The organism is Amycolatopsis sp. AA4, from assembly GCF_002796545.1.
Lineage (GTDB): Bacteria > Actinomycetota > Actinomycetes > Mycobacteriales > Pseudonocardiaceae > Amycolatopsis.
This window is the reverse complement of record NZ_CP024894.1, coordinates 657,795-673,102: the sequence shown is the minus strand read 5'-3', so window position 1 is coordinate 673,102 and position 15,308 is coordinate 657,795. Positions and strand designations below refer to the sequence as shown.

Sequence of the window (15,308 nt, the reverse complement as noted above, 5' to 3'; positions counted from 1 at the left end):
ACCTGGCCAACCTTACGGCGAACGGGCGTGAAACCATCGTGACCGTGCCTGCCTACTCGGATGACCTCGCTCTCGCCACCCGGCTGGCGGACGCCGCCGACGCGCTGACCACTGCCCGCTTCCGCGCGCTCGACCTCGCGGTGTCCGCGAAACCGGACCGCACGCCGGTGACCGACGCCGACACCGCCGTGGAGGACGCGATCCGCGAAATCCTCGCGGCGGAACGGCCCGGCGACACGGTCGCGGGCGAGGAACGCGGCGGCTCGGCGGGCAGCGAGGGCCGCGCGTGGGTGATCGACCCGATCGACGGGACCAAGAACTTCCTGCGCGGCGTCCCGGTGTGGGCGACGCTGATCGCGCTCGTCGAGTACGGCACGCCGGTGGTCGGCATGATCAGCGCGCCGTTGCTGGGCCGGCGCTGGTGGGCGGCCCGCGGCGAGGGCGCGCACCTGCGCGACGCGGCGGGCGAACGGCGCATCTCCGTGTCGAAGGTGGCGACGCTCGGCGACGCCTATCTGTCCACGACGGACTTGAACAGCTGGACCGAGTACCACTCCCGCGAGAAATACCTCGCGCTCACCGAGGCGTGCTGGGAGTCCCGCGCGTTCGGCGATTTCTGGAGCCACTGCCTCGTCGCCGAGGGCGCGATGGACGTCGCGGCCGAGTGCATCGTGAACCCGTGGGACGTCGCCGCCGCGCAGGTGATCGTCACCGAGGCGGGCGGCCGGTTCACCGATCTTTCCGGCGCGGAGACCTACGAGGGCGGCTCAGCGCTGTCCACGAACGGCCTCCTGCACGACGAAGCGCTGGCCGTGCTGCGCCGTCAGTGAGCGCCGGGCAGCACGCCGACCGCGCCGCGCGCCACCTGTGACCAGGTCAGCCTGCCGAAGAGGTAGTGGCAGGCGACCCGTTCGGAGGTGAACGCGGCCCAGTCGTAGCGGTTGCCCTGCTCGCGCCAGAACACTTCCCAGCCGCCGTCGGAGGTCGGCAGCAGGCACCACGTGTTGTCGGCTTCCCGCCCGATCGATACCACTTCCGCGGGCACCCCGATGACGTCCAGCCATTTGCGGATCGACTGGGTGTTCATCGTGCCTCCCGCGTGACGTCGACCAGGAATCCCAGCGTGACCAGTTCGTCCGCGGAGAGCACCGCACGGTAGCGGATTCCGCCGCCCGGTCCGTCGAACCACTCCGCCGACGTGGCCTGCCACACCGGCATCGGCTTCAGCACGCGGTACCGGCGGTAGCCGGAACGCAGCGCGGCGGGCGGCAGGGCGCGCTGCGCGAACGGCGTGCCGTCCGGCGCGAACACCCGGCCGTGGTCGCTGCCGAAACGATCCAGCAGCGTGTTTTCCGGCAGTACCACCGGGTTCGGCTCTTCGACGCCGCCCTCCGCGGGCGGCCACACGTACTCGGCGCCGGCCACGAACCGGCGCTCCCATTCGGGACCCTCCGGCGGCGCATAGCCTTCGACGACCGCCTCGGGCGGCTCCGGATCCACCGGCGGCGCGGGCGACCGGCGGAAGCCCTGCTTGACGTAGCCGAGCACCGCGGTGTCGTCCAGCAACGCCGATTCCGGATGGTCGAACAGCGGACGCCGGGCGATCCCGTCCGAGGGCAGCGGCAACTGCCGGTCCGGACGGTCCGCCGCCACCGGCAAATGCCCGAGCGGGAACATGTGCACCGCGAACAGAGCCAGCACGCTTTCCCGGTCGGTGCGCGGAGAACCGAGCGGCGGACGGCTTTGCGCGGGCAGCACGCCGGTGCCCGACGGCGGGGTCGGCACCTCGTCGAAGCCGCGTTCGAGCAGCCCGCCGTACTGGGCGGGCACGCGCACCGGGCCGGTGGCGACGTCGGTGTCTGCCGGTTCGGGCTGGTCGGACACTGGCACCCTCTTCTCGGTCGTGCCGGCACCGGATCGGACGCTCGCTCGCGCCGGAAGGTTCCGGGCGAGCGGGAAACCCACCTTATCGGGCTACGGGGAGGCGCCGTCGCACCAACGCGCGGGCCAGGCCGCGCTTCTCGACCACCTCGAACCCCGCGTCGGCGAACATGCCGGTGGTGCCGTGGTAGAGGTCCGAGGAGGCGGACCGCGGCCCGGGTTCCACCGGATACCCCTCGACGGTTTCCGCGCCCTGCTCGGCGGCGTAGTCCACGGCAGCCCGCAGCAGCGCCGTCGCCAGCCCGCGCCGACGGCCGCGGCGGTGGAGGTAGAAGCACGTCACCGACCAGACCGCGCCCGGTTCGTCCGACGCCAGCACGCGCGACCGGGCCAGCCGCGGATTGTCCTTCCGCGGCGACACGGCCACCCAGCCGAGCGGTTCGCCGTCGACAATGCCCAAGAGCCCCAACGGTTTCCCGTCCTGAGCCTCGCCTCGGACGTGCTCTTTGCGGCCCTCGCGGCCAGCGGCCTTGAAGTCCGGGCCGCTGAGCCGGAAGAACGAACACCAGCAGCCGCCCTGCACCCCGCCGGGGCCGAAGAGCTGCTCGAACAACGGCCACGTCTCCGCGCTGAGCGGGACGAACTCGGGAGCGCTATCCGGCAAGCGCGTTCACTACCCGCGACGGCGACGGACGGCCCAGCTGCCCGGCCATCCACACGCTGGTCTCCACCAGCTTGCCGAGATCGACGCCGTGCTCCACGCCGAGGCCTTCCAGCAGCCAGACCAGGTCCTCGGTCGCCAGGTTGCCGGTCGCCGACTCGGCGTACGGGCAGCCGCCGAGCCCGCCCGCCGACGAGTCCACAGTGGACACCCCGGCGCGCAGCGCGGCCTCGGTGTTGGCCAGCGCCTGGCCGTAGGTGTCATGGAAGTGCACAGCCAGCTTGGAGACGTCGGCGGTGTCGCCGAACGCCTCGATCAGCCGGGTGACCTGGTTCGTGGTCGCGACGCCGATGGTGTCGCCGAGCGAGAGCTGCGAGCAGCCGAAGTCGAGCAGCCGCTTGCCCGCCCGCACGACCTGCTCCACGTCGACCACGCCTTCCCACGGGTCGCCGAAGCACATCGACAGGTAGCCGCGGACCTCGAGGCCCTCCTTGCGGGCCCGCGTGACCACCGGTTCGAACATGCCGAACTGGTCGTCGAAGGTCGAGTTCAGGTTGCGCTGGGCGAAGGTCTCGGTGGCGCTGGCGAAGATCGCGATGTGGTCTACGCCCGCGTCGAGCGCGCGGTTGAGACCGCGGTCGTTCGGGACCAGCACCGGGTAGCGGACGCCGTCGCGGCGGTCCAGCCCGGCGAGCAGCTGTTCGGCGTCGGCGAGCTGCGGCACCCACTTCGGGTGCACGAAGCTGGTCGCCTCGAGGGTGGTCAGCCCGGCGCCGGCGAGCCGGTCCAGGAATTCGAGCTTGACCTCGACCGGCACGACCGAGCTCTCGTTCTGCAGCCCGTCGCGCGCCCCGACCTCCCAGATCTCGACCCGCGGCGGCAACCCGCCCGCGGGGACCCGTTCCGGCAGGCCGACCTCTCGAGCACCCACGTCAGCGTCTCCTTCCGCGCGGTTCCCGGCCGCGCGGGGGCAGAGGTTCGGTGTCCTGCGGGCCGGGCGCGCCGTGGTAGTCGTCGTAGGGATTGTCGTTGACTTCGCGGTAAATGACCGTATGCACGTGCTCGACGTGGGGAATGTCATCGAAGCGCAGCGGTTCGTCCGAGGCCGACTCGATGATGAGCGTGCCGCACCCGAAGATCCGGTCGAGCAGGCCGTGCTCGAACTGCACGCTGTTGATCCGCGACAGCGGGATGTCGATGCCGGTGCGCTTGAGCACGCCCTCGCGCGCGATCAGCCGGTCGGTGGTCACGATGAAGTGCGTCGTGCGCCAGCGGACCAGCGGCGCGAGGAACAGCCACACCACGAAGATCAGCGCGACCGCGGCGACCGCGATCATCGTGATGTTGTTCCACGGCGCGGCGAAGTCCTTGGCGACCACGAGCAGCCACACCGCCGCTCCGACGGTGATCACGAACGCCAGGAACGGGAAGATCAGCATCTTGAAATGCGGGTGGCTGTGCACCACCACGCGTTCGTTCTGGCTGAGCAAATCGTCCGGATAGGCCACGGCGGGCGCTCCCCTGCGAATGTGTGCCGGTGTGGTGGATCCACCGTACCGGCGCGAGCCCCGCGCGGGCGCGCCCGTTCCGGTCAAGCAGGACGGACGTGCACCACATCGCCGGCGAAGACCGTCAGCCGCCTGCCGTCCGGGACGTCGACCTGCAACTGGCCGGACGCGTCCAGGTCCGCGGCGCGGCCGGTGAGCGTCGACCCGTCCGGAAGCTGCACCTGGACGTCCTGGCCGAGCGTCGCGCAGCGGGCGCGGTAGTCGCCGAGCAGCCCGGCCTCGGTGAGGTCCCCGCCCGCCGTGCGCCAGCGGCGTTCGAGGTCGTCGAACCTGGTCAGCAGGCCGAGCGCGACCTCGGTGCGGTCGGTGGTCGTCGCGCCCTGCTCGGCGAGCGAGGTCGCGGGCAGGCCTCCCGGACCGGCCGGGACGTCGTCGCCCAGCGGCAGGACGTTCAGTCCGATGCCCAGCACCACGGCCGGGTCACCGGTGCCGACGGCCTCGGCGAGGATGCCCGCGCACTTGGCCCGCTCGGGTCCGGCGAGCACGTCGTTAGGCCATTTGAGGGCGACGTCGACCCCCAGATCGGTGGCGAGCGCGTGCACCGCGAGACCGGCCACCACGGAAAGTGAACCGAGCGCGGAGAACGGCACGCCCACCGGGCGCAGCGCGATGCTCAAGTACAGCCCAGCACCCTTCGGCGAACTCCACGAGCGAGCCCGCCGTCCGACCCCGGCCGTCTGGTGTTCGGCCAGCAGAACCGTCCGGTCCTCGGCTCCCGCAAGGAGGGCTTCCCGCAGGTCAGCGTTGGTGGAACCGGTCGTCTCCACGACGTCGAGGCGGGCGTAGCAGCCGCCGAGTCCGTCCCGCAGCCGCGCCGCGTCGAGTTCAGCCATGTGCCCACAATATGAGAGTCCCCCTAACGTGCAAGCCGTTCGCTCGTTACCCAGAGGTGCGCTCTTCTAGATTGGACGCCGTGCCGCCGGAGACCCCCACCACGGACGCGCCGCCGAAGCCCCCCTGGGCCCGTGGCGCGCTGTATCGCGGGCTCGTGGCGTTGCCACTGGTCGCCGGCCTCGCCACCGCGGGCTGGCTGGTCGCCGGACGCGATCAGCCCGCGCCCGTTCCGACGCAGGCCGCGCTGACCGCGCCGGTGCCCACGCAGACGCCGGTCAGCGGTCCGTCCGTGCTGCAGGCGAGCGCTCCGGTGCAAGCGCAGGAACCGGCACAGGGCGCGGCCGGCGGAGGCGGCGGCCCGGCCCCGCTGCAGAAGTGGGCGGATTCGCTCGCCGGACCGTTGGACATTCCGGCCCCGGTGTTGCTCGGGTACGCCAACGGCGAGCTGACGATGCGCAAGGAGCGCCCGGACTGCCACCTGTCGTGGGTCACGCTGGCGGGCCTCGGCGTCGCCGGTAACAACCACGGCCGCGGCGCCGGCGAGCCGATGGGGCTTTCGACGCAGCAGTGGAAGAAGTACGGCGCGCAGATCCCGGGCATCGCGAACCCGGCGCTGTCCGACCCGTCGGCCGCGTCTGTCGCCGCCGGACGCGCACTGTGCGCGAGCGGCGTCGACCTGTCCGCGGGCAACGGCTGGTGGAAGGCCGTGGCCGGGTACCAGAACGGCAGCGGCATGGAACTGTTCCGGCAGCGAGTGCTCGGTTACGCCCAGCTGTACGCGACGCTTTCCCTGGACCCGGCGAAGGCGAACGCGCCGTCCGTGCACGCCGCGCGGTTCGCGCTCGGCCAGCTCGGCCTGCCGTACGTGTGGGGCGGCAACGGCCCCGAAGCGGGCGCGGCCGGGTTCGACTGCTCGGGTCTCACCAAGGCGTCGTACGACAGCGCCGGGGTTTCCTTGCCGCGCACGGCGGACAGCCAGTACCGGTCGGTGGCGCCGGTTCCGGGCGGGCAGGAACCACAGCTCGGCGACCTCGTCTTCTACGGCAGCCCGGCGTTCATCCACCACGTGGGGCTGTACCTCGGGAACGGCCTGATGATCAACGCGCCGACCGAGGGGCAGGCGATCCAGATCCACACGTTCCACCGGCCCGGGGACGACTACGCCGGGGCGGGGCGTCCGGCGAACTGACCGCCGGGTTCGGTGCAGAGCCGTCGCCAAGATTCCCGTTTCCGCACGCCACGCCCGTCTGTCGCTTATGCTCCGGAGCATTCTTCCTGACGGGAAAGGCACGCCATGTCCGCTCGCATCCTCTCCTTTTTCGCCGTGGGCGCTGCGCTCCTGATCACCAGCTGCTCCGGCGAAAGCGGCGGCACCGCCTCTCCCTCGCCCTCGAGCGCACCCGCGTCGTCGGCGGCGGCGGCGGTGCAGCCCTCGTCCGCACCGCCGTCCAGTTCGGCGGCACCGACGTCGTCCGCGGTGGCGGAGTCGACCGGCGGGGACGCGGTCGAGCGGTACGAGGCCTTCATGCACGCGGCGGGCCGGGAGGACCTCGCGACGGTGTGCGAGATCGCCGGTCCGGCCGCGAAGAAGGCGGAGGCCCAGGGCATGGGACCGTGCGAGAAGACGATGCCGATGGCGTTCCAGCTGATCTCCCCGGCGCAGAAGAAGGCCCTCCAGACCGCCACCGTCGACCGGTCCAAGATCAAGGAGGGGGCCAAGAAGGTCGAGATCCCGGCGCGGGCGGTGAAGGCTTCCGTCAAGTTCACCGACAGCGACCTCGGCGACGCGGTCATGGAGAATCGCGGCGGCAAATGGTACGTAGTCGACTGACCCAGTGTTCGGCGCCGGCGCGGCGGGCCACTTCGGCGGCCTTGCGGTAGTGCTCGTCGGGCGGCAACCCCAGCCGGACGGCCAATTCGCCCAGGTAATAGGCGACTGGACCCAGCGTCATGACGCCGGAACCGGCACCGGCCAGTTCGTTCTCCGCGGGGGCGAGCCGGGCGTAAAGCTCGCGCGCGTCGCCGGACGAGACGGTGAGGCAAGCGCGTAGTTCGAGGAACAGGTCCGGGCGATCCGGCGGCAGCGTGAAGTCCACTGTGGACTTAAGGCCGTGCTGGACATAGAGGCAATGCCGGGCCAGCGGCAGCAGGCCACGGTCTACTCCGGACATTCCGCTGCCGGACAACCGGGCCGCGGCACTGCGATAGGCGGCTTCCGCGGCGGCGACCGGGCCGGTGACGGCCAGGCGGAGCGCGCGATACCAGTCGGTGAACACGCTGACCAGCGGGAGGTCGTACTGCTCCCCCAGCCGGTCCGCCGCAGCCGCGTGGGCGTCCGCGGCGGCGAAGTCGGCGAGTGCTGAGCGGGCCTGCATCAGCACCAGGTGACCGAGGACTTCGAACGTCACCAACCGGTGCCGGGCGGCCAGTTCGACCAGTTCCTCCCCGATCCGGGCGCGCTCGGGAGCCAGTCCGGCGCGGGTGAAGGTCTGTGTCCAGCGAGCGTTCAACGCCAACGCCAGCAGCGCCGGATCCTCGGCGGCGCGCGCCAGTTTCTCCGCTTCGACAGCGGCGTCGTGGGCGCGTTGCCCGCCTTCGTTGCGCAGTTCCAACGCGATGGTGGCCAGCAGCCGGGCGCGCACGAGCGGGTCGGTCGCGGGCACGCGATCGGCGGCGTCGGCGATGCGACGGGCCAGCGCGGGGTCGTCGTTCTCGGTCCAGATTCCCGGTACGTCGAAAGCGGTCAACACTCGGATGGTCAACGCGGAATCGTCGGCAGCTAAGTCCAAGGCTTCAGCACGGTAGCGGCGCGCGGCGGCCAAGGAACCGGTGACCGCGGACGTCCGGGCGAGGCCCATCAGCAATTCCACGGTACGCGGGCCTTGCGCCAAAGCAGCCTGCCAGAGCCGAAGTGCTTCGTGGGGCGCGAAATCGCGTTCGGCACGTTCTGCGGCCGCCTGCGCGTAGGCAGTTCCGCGGTCGTCTCCGGCGAGCAGGAAATGGTGGGCCAGCAAGGAAATCTCGGACGGTCGGCGGCTCGCCAAAGCCTCGCCGACTTCTCGGTGCAGCTGTGCCCGCTGAGCGAGCGAAAGGTCGTCGTAGACCGCGTCGCGAACCAGCGCGTGCGCGAACCGGAACGCTCGTGGTCCGCTTTCGACCAGAAACCCTGCCTGCACAGCGGTTTCCAGCTCATCGAGAACGTCACCGAGCAGACCGAGGTCGACGTCCGCGCCGATCACCGCGGCCTTCCCGAGGACCGCGCGCACGTGATCGGGCAATGCGGAGATGCGGTTGCGGACGACGTCGCGTACGCCGTCCGGCAGGTCGCCTTCGGCATCCAGCGCGCGGGCGAGTTCCTTGACGAAGAACGGGTTTCCGCCGGACCGCCGGTGGATCACGGCGGCGGATTCCGGACCGACCAACTCGGCCACTGCCTCGACCGAAAGCCCGCCCAGGTACAGCCGGATCGGGTCGACGCGCGCGAGTCTGCCCAGTGCCGCAGTCAGTTCCGCGGAAACCTCGGTGGTCCGATACGTCGCGAGCAACAACACTGGAGCCGCGGTCATCGACGTCAGCAGCGCCAGGGTTTCCTCGCCCGCCCACTGTAAATCGTCCAGCACGAGCAGCAGCGGACCTCGGCGCGCCACGTCAGCGATCCGCGCGGTCATCGCCTGATGCCATTCGAAGCGCGCCACCGCCGGGTCGCCACCGGACGGCCGCGGCGGAACCGGTTCGCCCAGCGCAGCCAGGATCCGCGTCCACGGCCAGGCGGGCGGCACCCCAGCACCGTCCGGATTCACGCCCCAAGCCGTGGTCCAGCCCAGCCGTGCGGCGAATTCCTCGACCAGCGCCGTCTTGCCCGCACCTGCCTCGCCGGAGACCAGCACGAGCCGGAATCGCTTGCGGTCCGCCACTTCCGCCGCTACCTCGGCGAGCCGGGCCAGCTCCGCATCGCGGCCGGCCAACCGCCGGTTGACGGCAGGGGCCAGCTGCGGAGCCTGCGCGAGGATGTCCTGCTCCACCTGCCGCAACGCCGGACCAGGGTCGACCCCCAACTCCGCCGCCAACCCGGCACGCGCCCGGCGCAAGGCGGCAAGTGCGTCGCCCTGACGTCCCGCGCGGTACAACGCGAGCGCCAGCAACCGCCACGCTTCCTCGCGCAGCGGATGAGCGTCCACAAGGGACTCCAGATCCGGCACGGCTTCGGCGGCCCGGCCGAGATCCAGCAGGCCAGCCGCCCGCCGCTCCAGCGCGAGCAACCGCAGTTCGTCGAGCCGAGCCCGCTCGCTGCGCGCCCACGGTTCGTCGGCGAACTCCGCGTACGGCTCGCCGCGCCACCAGCCGAGCGCCTCATCGAGCTGCGCGACCGACGGCGTCCCCCGCAGCAACGCCTCGAAGCGCCATGCGTCGACTTGCTCCGGTTCCGCCCGCAGCGCATACCCTGGACCGGCCGTGACCAGCAGTTTCGCGGGTGTCCGCGGCGGCCGGTCCGGTTCGAGCGCCCGCCGCAACGCACCGACGAAGGTCTGCACCGCACCGACCGCCCCCGCCCGGTGCTCGGCCCACAACGCGTCGACCAGCGCGTCCGTCGACACCACCTGCCCGCGAGCGACGAGCAGGCGCGCGAGCACCGCACGATGCCGCGGTCCGGGCAACGCCACCGGCCCGCGCGCGTCGCAGGCCGCCAAGGGGCCCAGCACCGAGAACGAGATGGTCATCAGTCCCGTACTGTAATCAGCTCGCTCGTTGCTGATCGGTTGCTGATCGGCCCGGCGCACGCTGGGTCGCATGAACTTCGACTACCAGCGAGTGCCCGTCGCCGACGGCGTGTCCCTCAACGTGGCGGTCGCGGGCTCCGGCTCGCCCGTCGTCCTGCTGCACGGCTTCCCGCAGACCCACCTGATGTGGCGGCACGTCGCCGCCGACCTCGCCGCCGACCACACCGTCCTGTGTCCTGACCTGCGCGGATACGGCGACAGCGACAAGCCCGCCGACGACGGCGAGACCTACTCGAAGCGCACCATGGCCGCCGACGTCGTCGCCCTCGCCCGCGCGTTCGGCCACGAAAAGTTCGCGCTCGCCGGGCACGACCGCGGCGCGCTCGTCGCGATCCGCGCCGGCCTCGACCACCCGGACCACGTGTCCCACCTGGCCATCCTCGACGTGCTGCCGACGCTGGACATGTGGGACGTGCTGCACGGCGTCAGCGCGTCCGTCGCCTTTCACCTCTACCTGATGGCGCAGCCGCCCGGCCTGCCCGAGCAGCTGATCAGCGGCGCACCGGACGCGTTCTTCAGCTACTTCCTCGACCAGTGGGGCGCCGACCCCGAGGCCATCCCGGCCGACATCCGCGCCCGGTACCTCGAAGCGAGCCGGAACGCGGTCCCGTCGATCGTCGCCGACTACCGCGCCTCCGCGGGCATCGACGTCGAACACGACCGCGCCGACCGCGCCGCGGGCAATCGGCTGAAGATGCCGACCACGGTGGTGCAGCAGGATTGGGGTGTCGCGCTGGGCTACGACGCGGTCGCGCTCTGGCGGGCGTGGGCACCGGACCTTGTGCACGAAACCGTGCACAGTGGACATTTCATGGCCGAGACTTCCCCTGCCAGCGTTACGAAATCCCTGCGGGACCTGCTCGCGCGCTGACCCGCCGAAAGTCGTGCCCCGGACGAGTGGTCGCCAGTTATTCACCCACCGACCGCTCTCCGGGACACCTCCGCCGTGGCACGGTCGATGCCGCTCCCACCTGAGCGCATTTCCCGACCGATCTTGGAGGACCTGTGTTCCGCAAGCGGATCGTGGCCGCCGTCGCGACGGCGATTCTCGGTGCGGCGACCGCCGCCCAGCCCGCCTCAGCAGCGGCGTCCGTGCCCACCTTCGACCACATCGTGCTCGTGATGTTCGAGAACGAATCGGCGACGTCGATCGACTCGACCACCGCGCCCTACTTCGCCTCGCTCGCCGCGCAGGGCGCGAACTTCACCGACTCCCACGCGATCACGCACCCGAGCCAGCCGAACTACGTCGCGCTCTTCTCCGGCGACACCCAAGGCGTCACCGACGACACCTGCCCGCAAAACCTCGGTGCCGTGGACAACCTCGGTTCGCAGCTCGCCGGCGCGGGGAAGACCTTCACCGGCTACTCGGAGTCCATGCCGTCGGACGGCTACACCGGCTGCTCGTCCGGCGAGTACCGGCGCAAGCACAACAGCTGGGTCGACTTCTCGAACGTGCCCGCGTCGAGCAACCTGCGCTACTCCCGGTTCCCGACGGACTACTCGCAGCTGCCCAGCGTCGCGTTCGTGACCCCGAACATGTGCAACGACATGCACGACTGCTCGGTGGCCACCGGCGACACCTGGCTGAAGAACAACCTCGACGGCTACGCGCAGTGGGCGAAGACCCACAACAGCCTGCTGATCGTGACGTTCGACGAGGACGAAGGCACCTCGACGAACCAGATCTACACGTCGTTCACCGGCGAGCACGTGAAGCAGGGGGACTACTCGGAGACCATCAACCACTACACCGTGCTGCGCACCCTGGAGGCCGCCAACGGTCTCCCCGGCCTCGGCAACGCGACGAGCGAGTCGCCGATCACCGACGCCTGGCAGTGACGTGTCTCGGCCGCGGCCGCTTCGCCGGGGCCGCGGCCGGGGTGCGCCCAGCTGTGCCGAACTGGAATGTCAGACTTGTCCGACCAGCGGATCTGACAACCAGGGAGAGCGATGGGCGACGGGCAATCTGCCGCCGAGGTGCTCTCCGCGGAACTGGCCGCGCTGCGCGCGCGGGCCGGGAATCCGTCGTTCCGCAAGATGGCCGACCGCTCCGGCCGGATCTCGCACACCACCCTGCACGAGGCGGTCCGCGGCACCCGGTTCCCGTCGTGGGACACCACGCGCGAGTTCGTCCGGGCGTGCGACGCGGACGAACAGCAGTGGCGGCGACGCTGGGAAGAGCTGAAGGGCGTCCCGCCCGAGCCCGCGGTTCCGGTCGAGGTCGCTGTTGTCAACACAGCGGCGGAACCGGTGCTGATCACCGCGGAACCGGCCGCCCCGGAGAAGCCCCGCCGCCGCCGTAAATACGCGCTGGCCGCGGTCGCGTTCGTCGTCGTGCTTCTCGCCGTCGTCGCCGCGATCGTGGTGCCGAAGCTGAAGAGCGGTGCCCTGGTCGACGTCGGCGCGCGCATCCCCGGGGACAACTCCAAGTTCGTCGGCGACGTGACCGTGCCGGACGGCACCGTCATTCACGTCGGCGAGACCGTCCAGAAGGTGTGGGAGCTGCAGAACACCGGTTCGGTCGTCTGGCACCAGCGGTACCTGCAGCGGATGGACCTGCCCGCGAGCCCGGGCTCGTGCCGCACCCCGGACCGGGTGCTGATCGGCGACACCCCGCCCGGCGACCACGTGATGGTGAGCGTCCCGCTGACCGCTTCGCCCGCGCCGGGGCGCTGCTGGATCGGCTGGAAGATGGTCGACGCGGCCGGCGCGGAGCTCTTCTCGACCCGGCGTCCGGTGTATGTGCTGGTGACGGTCGTCTCCTGACGCGTGTCAGATTCTGTAAGACCTGGTCACCGGGGTACCGAACACCCCGCTTCGCTCGCCAGGATGAAGGCCGCTGGGGGTCGGTCCGTGGCAGTCGCGCACCGCGCTGCCACGGACCGCCGCGTTCAGGCCGGACGCCGGAAGGTGGTCCGGTAGGCGCTCGGCGACACCCCGAGCGCGGCCTGCAGGTGCTGGCGCAGCGACGCCGCCGTCCCGAAGCCGCACGCCGCGGCGACCCGGTCGACCGGCAGCTCCGATTCCTCCAGCAACTGCCGCGCGCGCTCCACTCGCTGCTGGGTCAGCCACTGCAGCGCGGACATCCCGACCTCGTCCCGGAACCTTCGCGTGAACGTCCGCGTGCTCATCGACTCGCGCATCGCCAGGTCACGCAGCGTGATCGGCTGGTCGAGATGCTCCAGCGCCCACGCCCGCGCGGCGGAGGTGGACGACGACCGCGGCTCCGGCACCGGACGGCGGATGAACTGGGCCTGTCCGCCCTCGCGATGCGGCGAGACGACCGTGCCGCGCGCGACCTCGTTGGCGACCGCCGCGCCGAAGTCCCGGCGGATCATGTGCAGGCAGAGGTCGATGCCGGAAGCGACGCCCGCCGAGGTCAGGACGTTGCCGTCCTCGGTGTAGAGCACGTCCGCGTCCAGGCGCACCCGCGGATACTCCAGCTGGAATTCGCAGGCCGAACGCCAGTGCGTGGTCGCGCGGCGGCCGTCGAGCAGCCCCATCGCGGCGAGCACGTACGCGCCGGTGCAGATCGAGGCGATCCGGCTGTCCGGGCGCACCAGGTTCATCGCGTGCTTGAGCTGCTCGGTCAGCTGGTGTCCGGCGGGCTCGTACTCGAGCGACGACGCGGGGACGATCACCGTGTCGGCCTCGGCCACTGCCTCCGGGCCCTGCTCGACCGGGATGGTGATGTCCGCGTCGGTGCGGATGTCGCCGGGCTCCGGCGTGCAGGTGACCACCTCGTACAACCGCTCGCCGGAAGCGGATTTGGCCTGGCCGAACAGCCGGTGGACGATGCCGAGCTCCATCACGAGCATGCCGTGCCGCACCAGCACCGCGACCTTGTGCCGCTCCGGATGACGGAAAACACCCATGGCCCGATTCTTGCACAAGGTGGCCATCGGGCCACTGGTTTGGCCGTTTCGCCGGTTGCACCCTGGCGTCATGAACGTCTTGTGGATCTACGCCCATCCGGACCCTGCCTCGCTCAACGGCGCGCTTCGCGACGAGGGCGTCGCGACCCTTCGCGATCTCGGCCATGACGTGCGCGAATCCGACCTCTACGCGATGCGCTGGAACCCGGTCGTCGACGAGATCGCGACCGTGCCCGAGGACGTCCGGATCGAGCACGAAAAACTCGACTGGGCGGACACCGTCGTCGTCCAATTCCCGCTCTGGTGGGCGGACACCCCGGCCATCCTGAAGGGCTGGTTCGACCGCGTTTTCGTGCAGGGATACGGCTACGACTACCGCGACGAAACCGGCCACACCCTGCGCTACGGCAACGGCGTCCTGGCCGGGAAACGCGCGATGGTCATCGTCACCGCCGGGGCGCACGAAGAAAGTCTCGGCCCGCGCGGCGCGCACGGTTCGCTGGACGACCTGCTGTTCAACGTCCAGCACGCGACGCTCTTCTACACCGGCATGACCGTCCTGCCGCCGCTCAAGGTGACCGGCACGAACCGGATGACGCCGGAGAAGTTCGAGTGCGTCGTCGAGCAGCTGCGCAAACGTTTGCACTCCCTGGAAACCACCGATCCGCTGCCGTACCGGACCCAGGACGGCGGCGACTACGACCGGCGGCTCGTCCTGCTTCCCGAGGTCGCCCCAGGTCAGACCGGGTACGCGGCGCACCTGACGGCTTGACCCGTATATACCTCCGTGGTTATATACGGGCATGGCGATCCTGCGAACCACCTCTGGCGGACGACCGAGCGTCAAACTCGAACGGACCCTGGCCCATCCGCCGGAGAAGGTGTGGCGCGCGGTCACCTCGCCGGACGAGCTGGCGCACTGGTTCCCGGCCGCGGTCGCGCTGCCGGAATCCCCGGCGCCGGGCGGGAAGATCACGTTCACCTTCACCGAAACCGGGGACGTCAGCGAGGGCGAGATCATCGGCTACCGGCCGCCGGAGGTCTTCGAGTTCACCTGGAACTCGGACCTGATCCGGATCGAGGTGTCCGCGGCGGGCGCGGGCAGCAAGCTCGCCTTCACCCACGTGTTCAACCGCGGCGAGCCGGACATCGCCCTGCTCGGCGCGGGACGGCACGTCACCGGCTGGGTCGCCTGCCTCGACTCCCTCGAAGCCGCGCTGGACGGCCGGGAGCCGGAGATGCCGACCGACTGGCACGCGCGGATGGTGCACTACATCGAGGAATTCGGCCTGGAAGACGGCGAAGTCCTGGACGACGGCACCATCCGCTTCCGCCGGGACCTGGTCTGGCCGCCCGCCGAGGACGTCTGGAAGCGGCTGCCCCAGCCGGAAGCCGGGGCGGAGGTGCTGGAGTCCCGGCCGCCGGAGGTGCTGGCCTACACCTGGCTGCACGACGGGAAACCGGCTGGTCGCGTCCGGTGGGAAGTGACGGCGGACCCGCTGGACGGGGTGCGGGTGGAGCTGACCCAGACCGTTCCGGAGGAGCTGGCCGAGCAGCGGCCGGACCTGCTGACGGCCCGGCATGAGCAGCTGAACGCGTTGTTCGCCGGGACGTTCAAGGTCGAGCTGGAGCCCTGGTCGGAGGAGCGGCGCGCCGAGGTCCGGAAGCGGTACAGCTCGTGAGTGTTCGCGCCGGTTCTAACCGGCCC

At 70.8% G+C, this 15,308-nt stretch carries 16 protein-coding genes; 8 read left to right on the top strand and 8 right to left on the bottom strand.

The annotated features are described in order from the left end of the window. Positions 1-38 precede the first annotated feature (38 nt). On the top strand, positions 39-830 hold the full coding sequence (gene hisN / locus CU254_RS03365) for a histidinol-phosphatase (RefSeq protein WP_009072762.1): 792 nt from the start codon (positions 39-41) through the stop codon (positions 828-830). Here hisN and CU254_RS03360 read toward each other — a convergent pair. The 6 genes from CU254_RS03360 to CU254_RS03335 all read right to left on the bottom strand — a co-directional run bounded on the left by CU254_RS03360 (position 824) and on the right by CU254_RS03335 (position 4,943). Further along, entirely contained in the window at positions 824-1,087 is a 264-nt protein-coding gene (locus CU254_RS03360) for a hypothetical protein (protein WP_009072760.1), read from the bottom strand. The two genes, hisN and CU254_RS03360, sit on opposite strands and share 7 nt — an antisense overlap. Further along, positions 1,084-1,884 (bottom strand): TNT domain-containing protein, encoded by an 801-nt coding sequence (locus CU254_RS03355; protein ID WP_199785779.1) that lies wholly within the window; start codon positions 1,882-1,884, stop codon positions 1,084-1,086. The genes CU254_RS03360 and CU254_RS03355 overlap by 4 nt, the downstream gene beginning before the upstream one ends. An 82-nt stretch (positions 1,885-1,966) precedes the next feature. Further along, positions 1,967-2,545 carry a GNAT family N-acetyltransferase gene (locus CU254_RS03350; protein ID WP_009072756.1) on the bottom strand — a complete coding sequence of 193 codons (579 nt, stop codon included), beginning with the start codon at positions 2,543-2,545 and terminating at the stop codon, positions 1,967-1,969. Then, complete coding sequence (locus CU254_RS03345) at positions 2,535-3,473, bottom strand: hydroxymethylglutaryl-CoA lyase (RefSeq protein WP_009072755.1); 939 nt, start codon at positions 3,471-3,473, stop codon at positions 2,535-2,537. Before CU254_RS03345 ends, CU254_RS03350 begins: the two co-directional genes overlap by 11 nt. 1 nt (position 3,474) lies before the next feature. Further along, positions 3,475-4,050, bottom strand: coding sequence for a PH domain-containing protein (locus CU254_RS03340; protein ID WP_009072753.1), 576 nt, complete (start codon positions 4,048-4,050; stop codon positions 3,475-3,477). 83 nt (positions 4,051-4,133) lie between these two features. Further along, positions 4,134-4,943, bottom strand: a complete 810-nt coding sequence (locus tag CU254_RS03335) for a biotin--[acetyl-CoA-carboxylase] ligase (protein WP_009072752.1) — start codon at positions 4,941-4,943, stop codon at positions 4,134-4,136. An 80-nt stretch (positions 4,944-5,023) separates the two neighbouring features. On the opposite strand from CU254_RS03335, the gene CU254_RS03330 reads away from it, so the two are divergent. Next, complete coding sequence (locus CU254_RS03330) at positions 5,024-6,133, top strand: C40 family peptidase (RefSeq protein ID WP_037716517.1); 1,110 nt, start codon at positions 5,024-5,026, stop codon at positions 6,131-6,133. A 105-nt stretch (positions 6,134-6,238) separates the two neighbouring features. Then, a complete protein-coding gene (locus tag CU254_RS03325) occupies positions 6,239-6,775 on the top strand; it encodes a hypothetical protein (protein ID WP_009072748.1) in 537 nt (178 codons plus the stop codon). Here the strand turns inward: CU254_RS03325 and CU254_RS03320 are convergent. Next, a complete protein-coding gene (locus CU254_RS03320) occupies positions 6,735-9,662 on the bottom strand; it encodes a BTAD domain-containing putative transcriptional regulator (protein WP_050788108.1) in 2,928 nt (975 codons plus the stop codon). The two genes, CU254_RS03325 and CU254_RS03320, sit on opposite strands and share 41 nt — an antisense overlap. A gap of 70 nt (positions 9,663-9,732) precedes the next feature. Between CU254_RS03320 and CU254_RS03315 the strand changes: the two genes are divergently transcribed. From CU254_RS03315 to CU254_RS03305, 3 genes are all read left to right on the top strand, one after another. Then, on the top strand, positions 9,733-10,593 hold the full coding sequence (locus CU254_RS03315) for an alpha/beta fold hydrolase (RefSeq protein ID WP_037712396.1): 861 nt from the start codon (positions 9,733-9,735) through the stop codon (positions 10,591-10,593). Between the two features lie 134 nt (positions 10,594-10,727). Beyond that, on the top strand, positions 10,728-11,564 hold the full coding sequence (locus CU254_RS03310) for an alkaline phosphatase family protein (protein WP_009072744.1): 837 nt from the start codon (positions 10,728-10,730) through the stop codon (positions 11,562-11,564). A 111-nt stretch (positions 11,565-11,675) separates the two neighbouring features. Beyond that, on the top strand, positions 11,676-12,491 hold the full coding sequence (locus tag CU254_RS03305) for an NBR1-Ig-like domain-containing protein (protein WP_009072743.1): 816 nt from the start codon (positions 11,676-11,678) through the stop codon (positions 12,489-12,491). A 125-nt stretch (positions 12,492-12,616) separates the two neighbouring features. Here CU254_RS03305 and CU254_RS03300 read toward each other — a convergent pair whose 3' ends face one another. Further along, positions 12,617-13,600, bottom strand: a complete 984-nt coding sequence (locus CU254_RS03300; RefSeq protein WP_086024863.1) for a GlxA family transcriptional regulator — start codon at positions 13,598-13,600, stop codon at positions 12,617-12,619. A 70-nt stretch (positions 13,601-13,670) separates the two neighbouring features. Between CU254_RS03300 and CU254_RS03295 the strand changes: the two genes are divergently transcribed. Continuing rightward, positions 13,671-14,372 (top strand): NAD(P)H-dependent oxidoreductase, encoded by a 702-nt coding sequence (locus tag CU254_RS03295; RefSeq protein WP_009072740.1) that lies wholly within the window; start codon positions 13,671-13,673, stop codon positions 14,370-14,372. Positions 14,373-14,403: 31 nt separating this feature from the next. After that, entirely contained in the window at positions 14,404-15,282 is an 879-nt protein-coding gene (locus CU254_RS03290; RefSeq protein WP_009072738.1) for an SRPBCC family protein, read from the top strand. Positions 15,283-15,308: the final 26 nt, after the last annotated feature.

Coding starts and splice junctions, on each gene's coding strand:
- CU254_RS03360 (WP_009072760.1), bottom strand. CDS start 1,087: ATGAACACCCAGTCGATCCGCAAATGGCTGGACGTCATCGGGGTGCCC.
- CU254_RS03335 (WP_009072752.1), bottom strand. CDS start 4,943: ATGGCTGAACTCGACGCGGCGCGGCTGCGGGACGGACTCGGCGGCTGC.
- CU254_RS03325 (WP_009072748.1), top strand. CDS start 6,239: ATGTCCGCTCGCATCCTCTCCTTTTTCGCCGTGGGCGCTGCGCTCCTG.
- CU254_RS03305 (WP_009072743.1), top strand. CDS start 11,676: ATGGGCGACGGGCAATCTGCCGCCGAGGTGCTCTCCGCGGAACTGGCC.
- CU254_RS03315 (WP_037712396.1), top strand. CDS start 9,733: ATGAACTTCGACTACCAGCGAGTGCCCGTCGCCGACGGCGTGTCCCTC.
- CU254_RS03290 (WP_009072738.1), top strand. CDS start 14,404: ATGGCGATCCTGCGAACCACCTCTGGCGGACGACCGAGCGTCAAACTC.
- CU254_RS03320 (WP_050788108.1), bottom strand. CDS start 9,662: ATGACCATCTCGTTCTCGGTGCTGGGCCCCTTGGCGGCCTGCGACGCG.
- CU254_RS03295 (WP_009072740.1), top strand. CDS start 13,671: ATGAACGTCTTGTGGATCTACGCCCATCCGGACCCTGCCTCGCTCAAC.
- CU254_RS03300 (WP_086024863.1), bottom strand. CDS start 13,600: ATGGGTGTTTTCCGTCATCCGGAGCGGCACAAGGTCGCGGTGCTGGTG.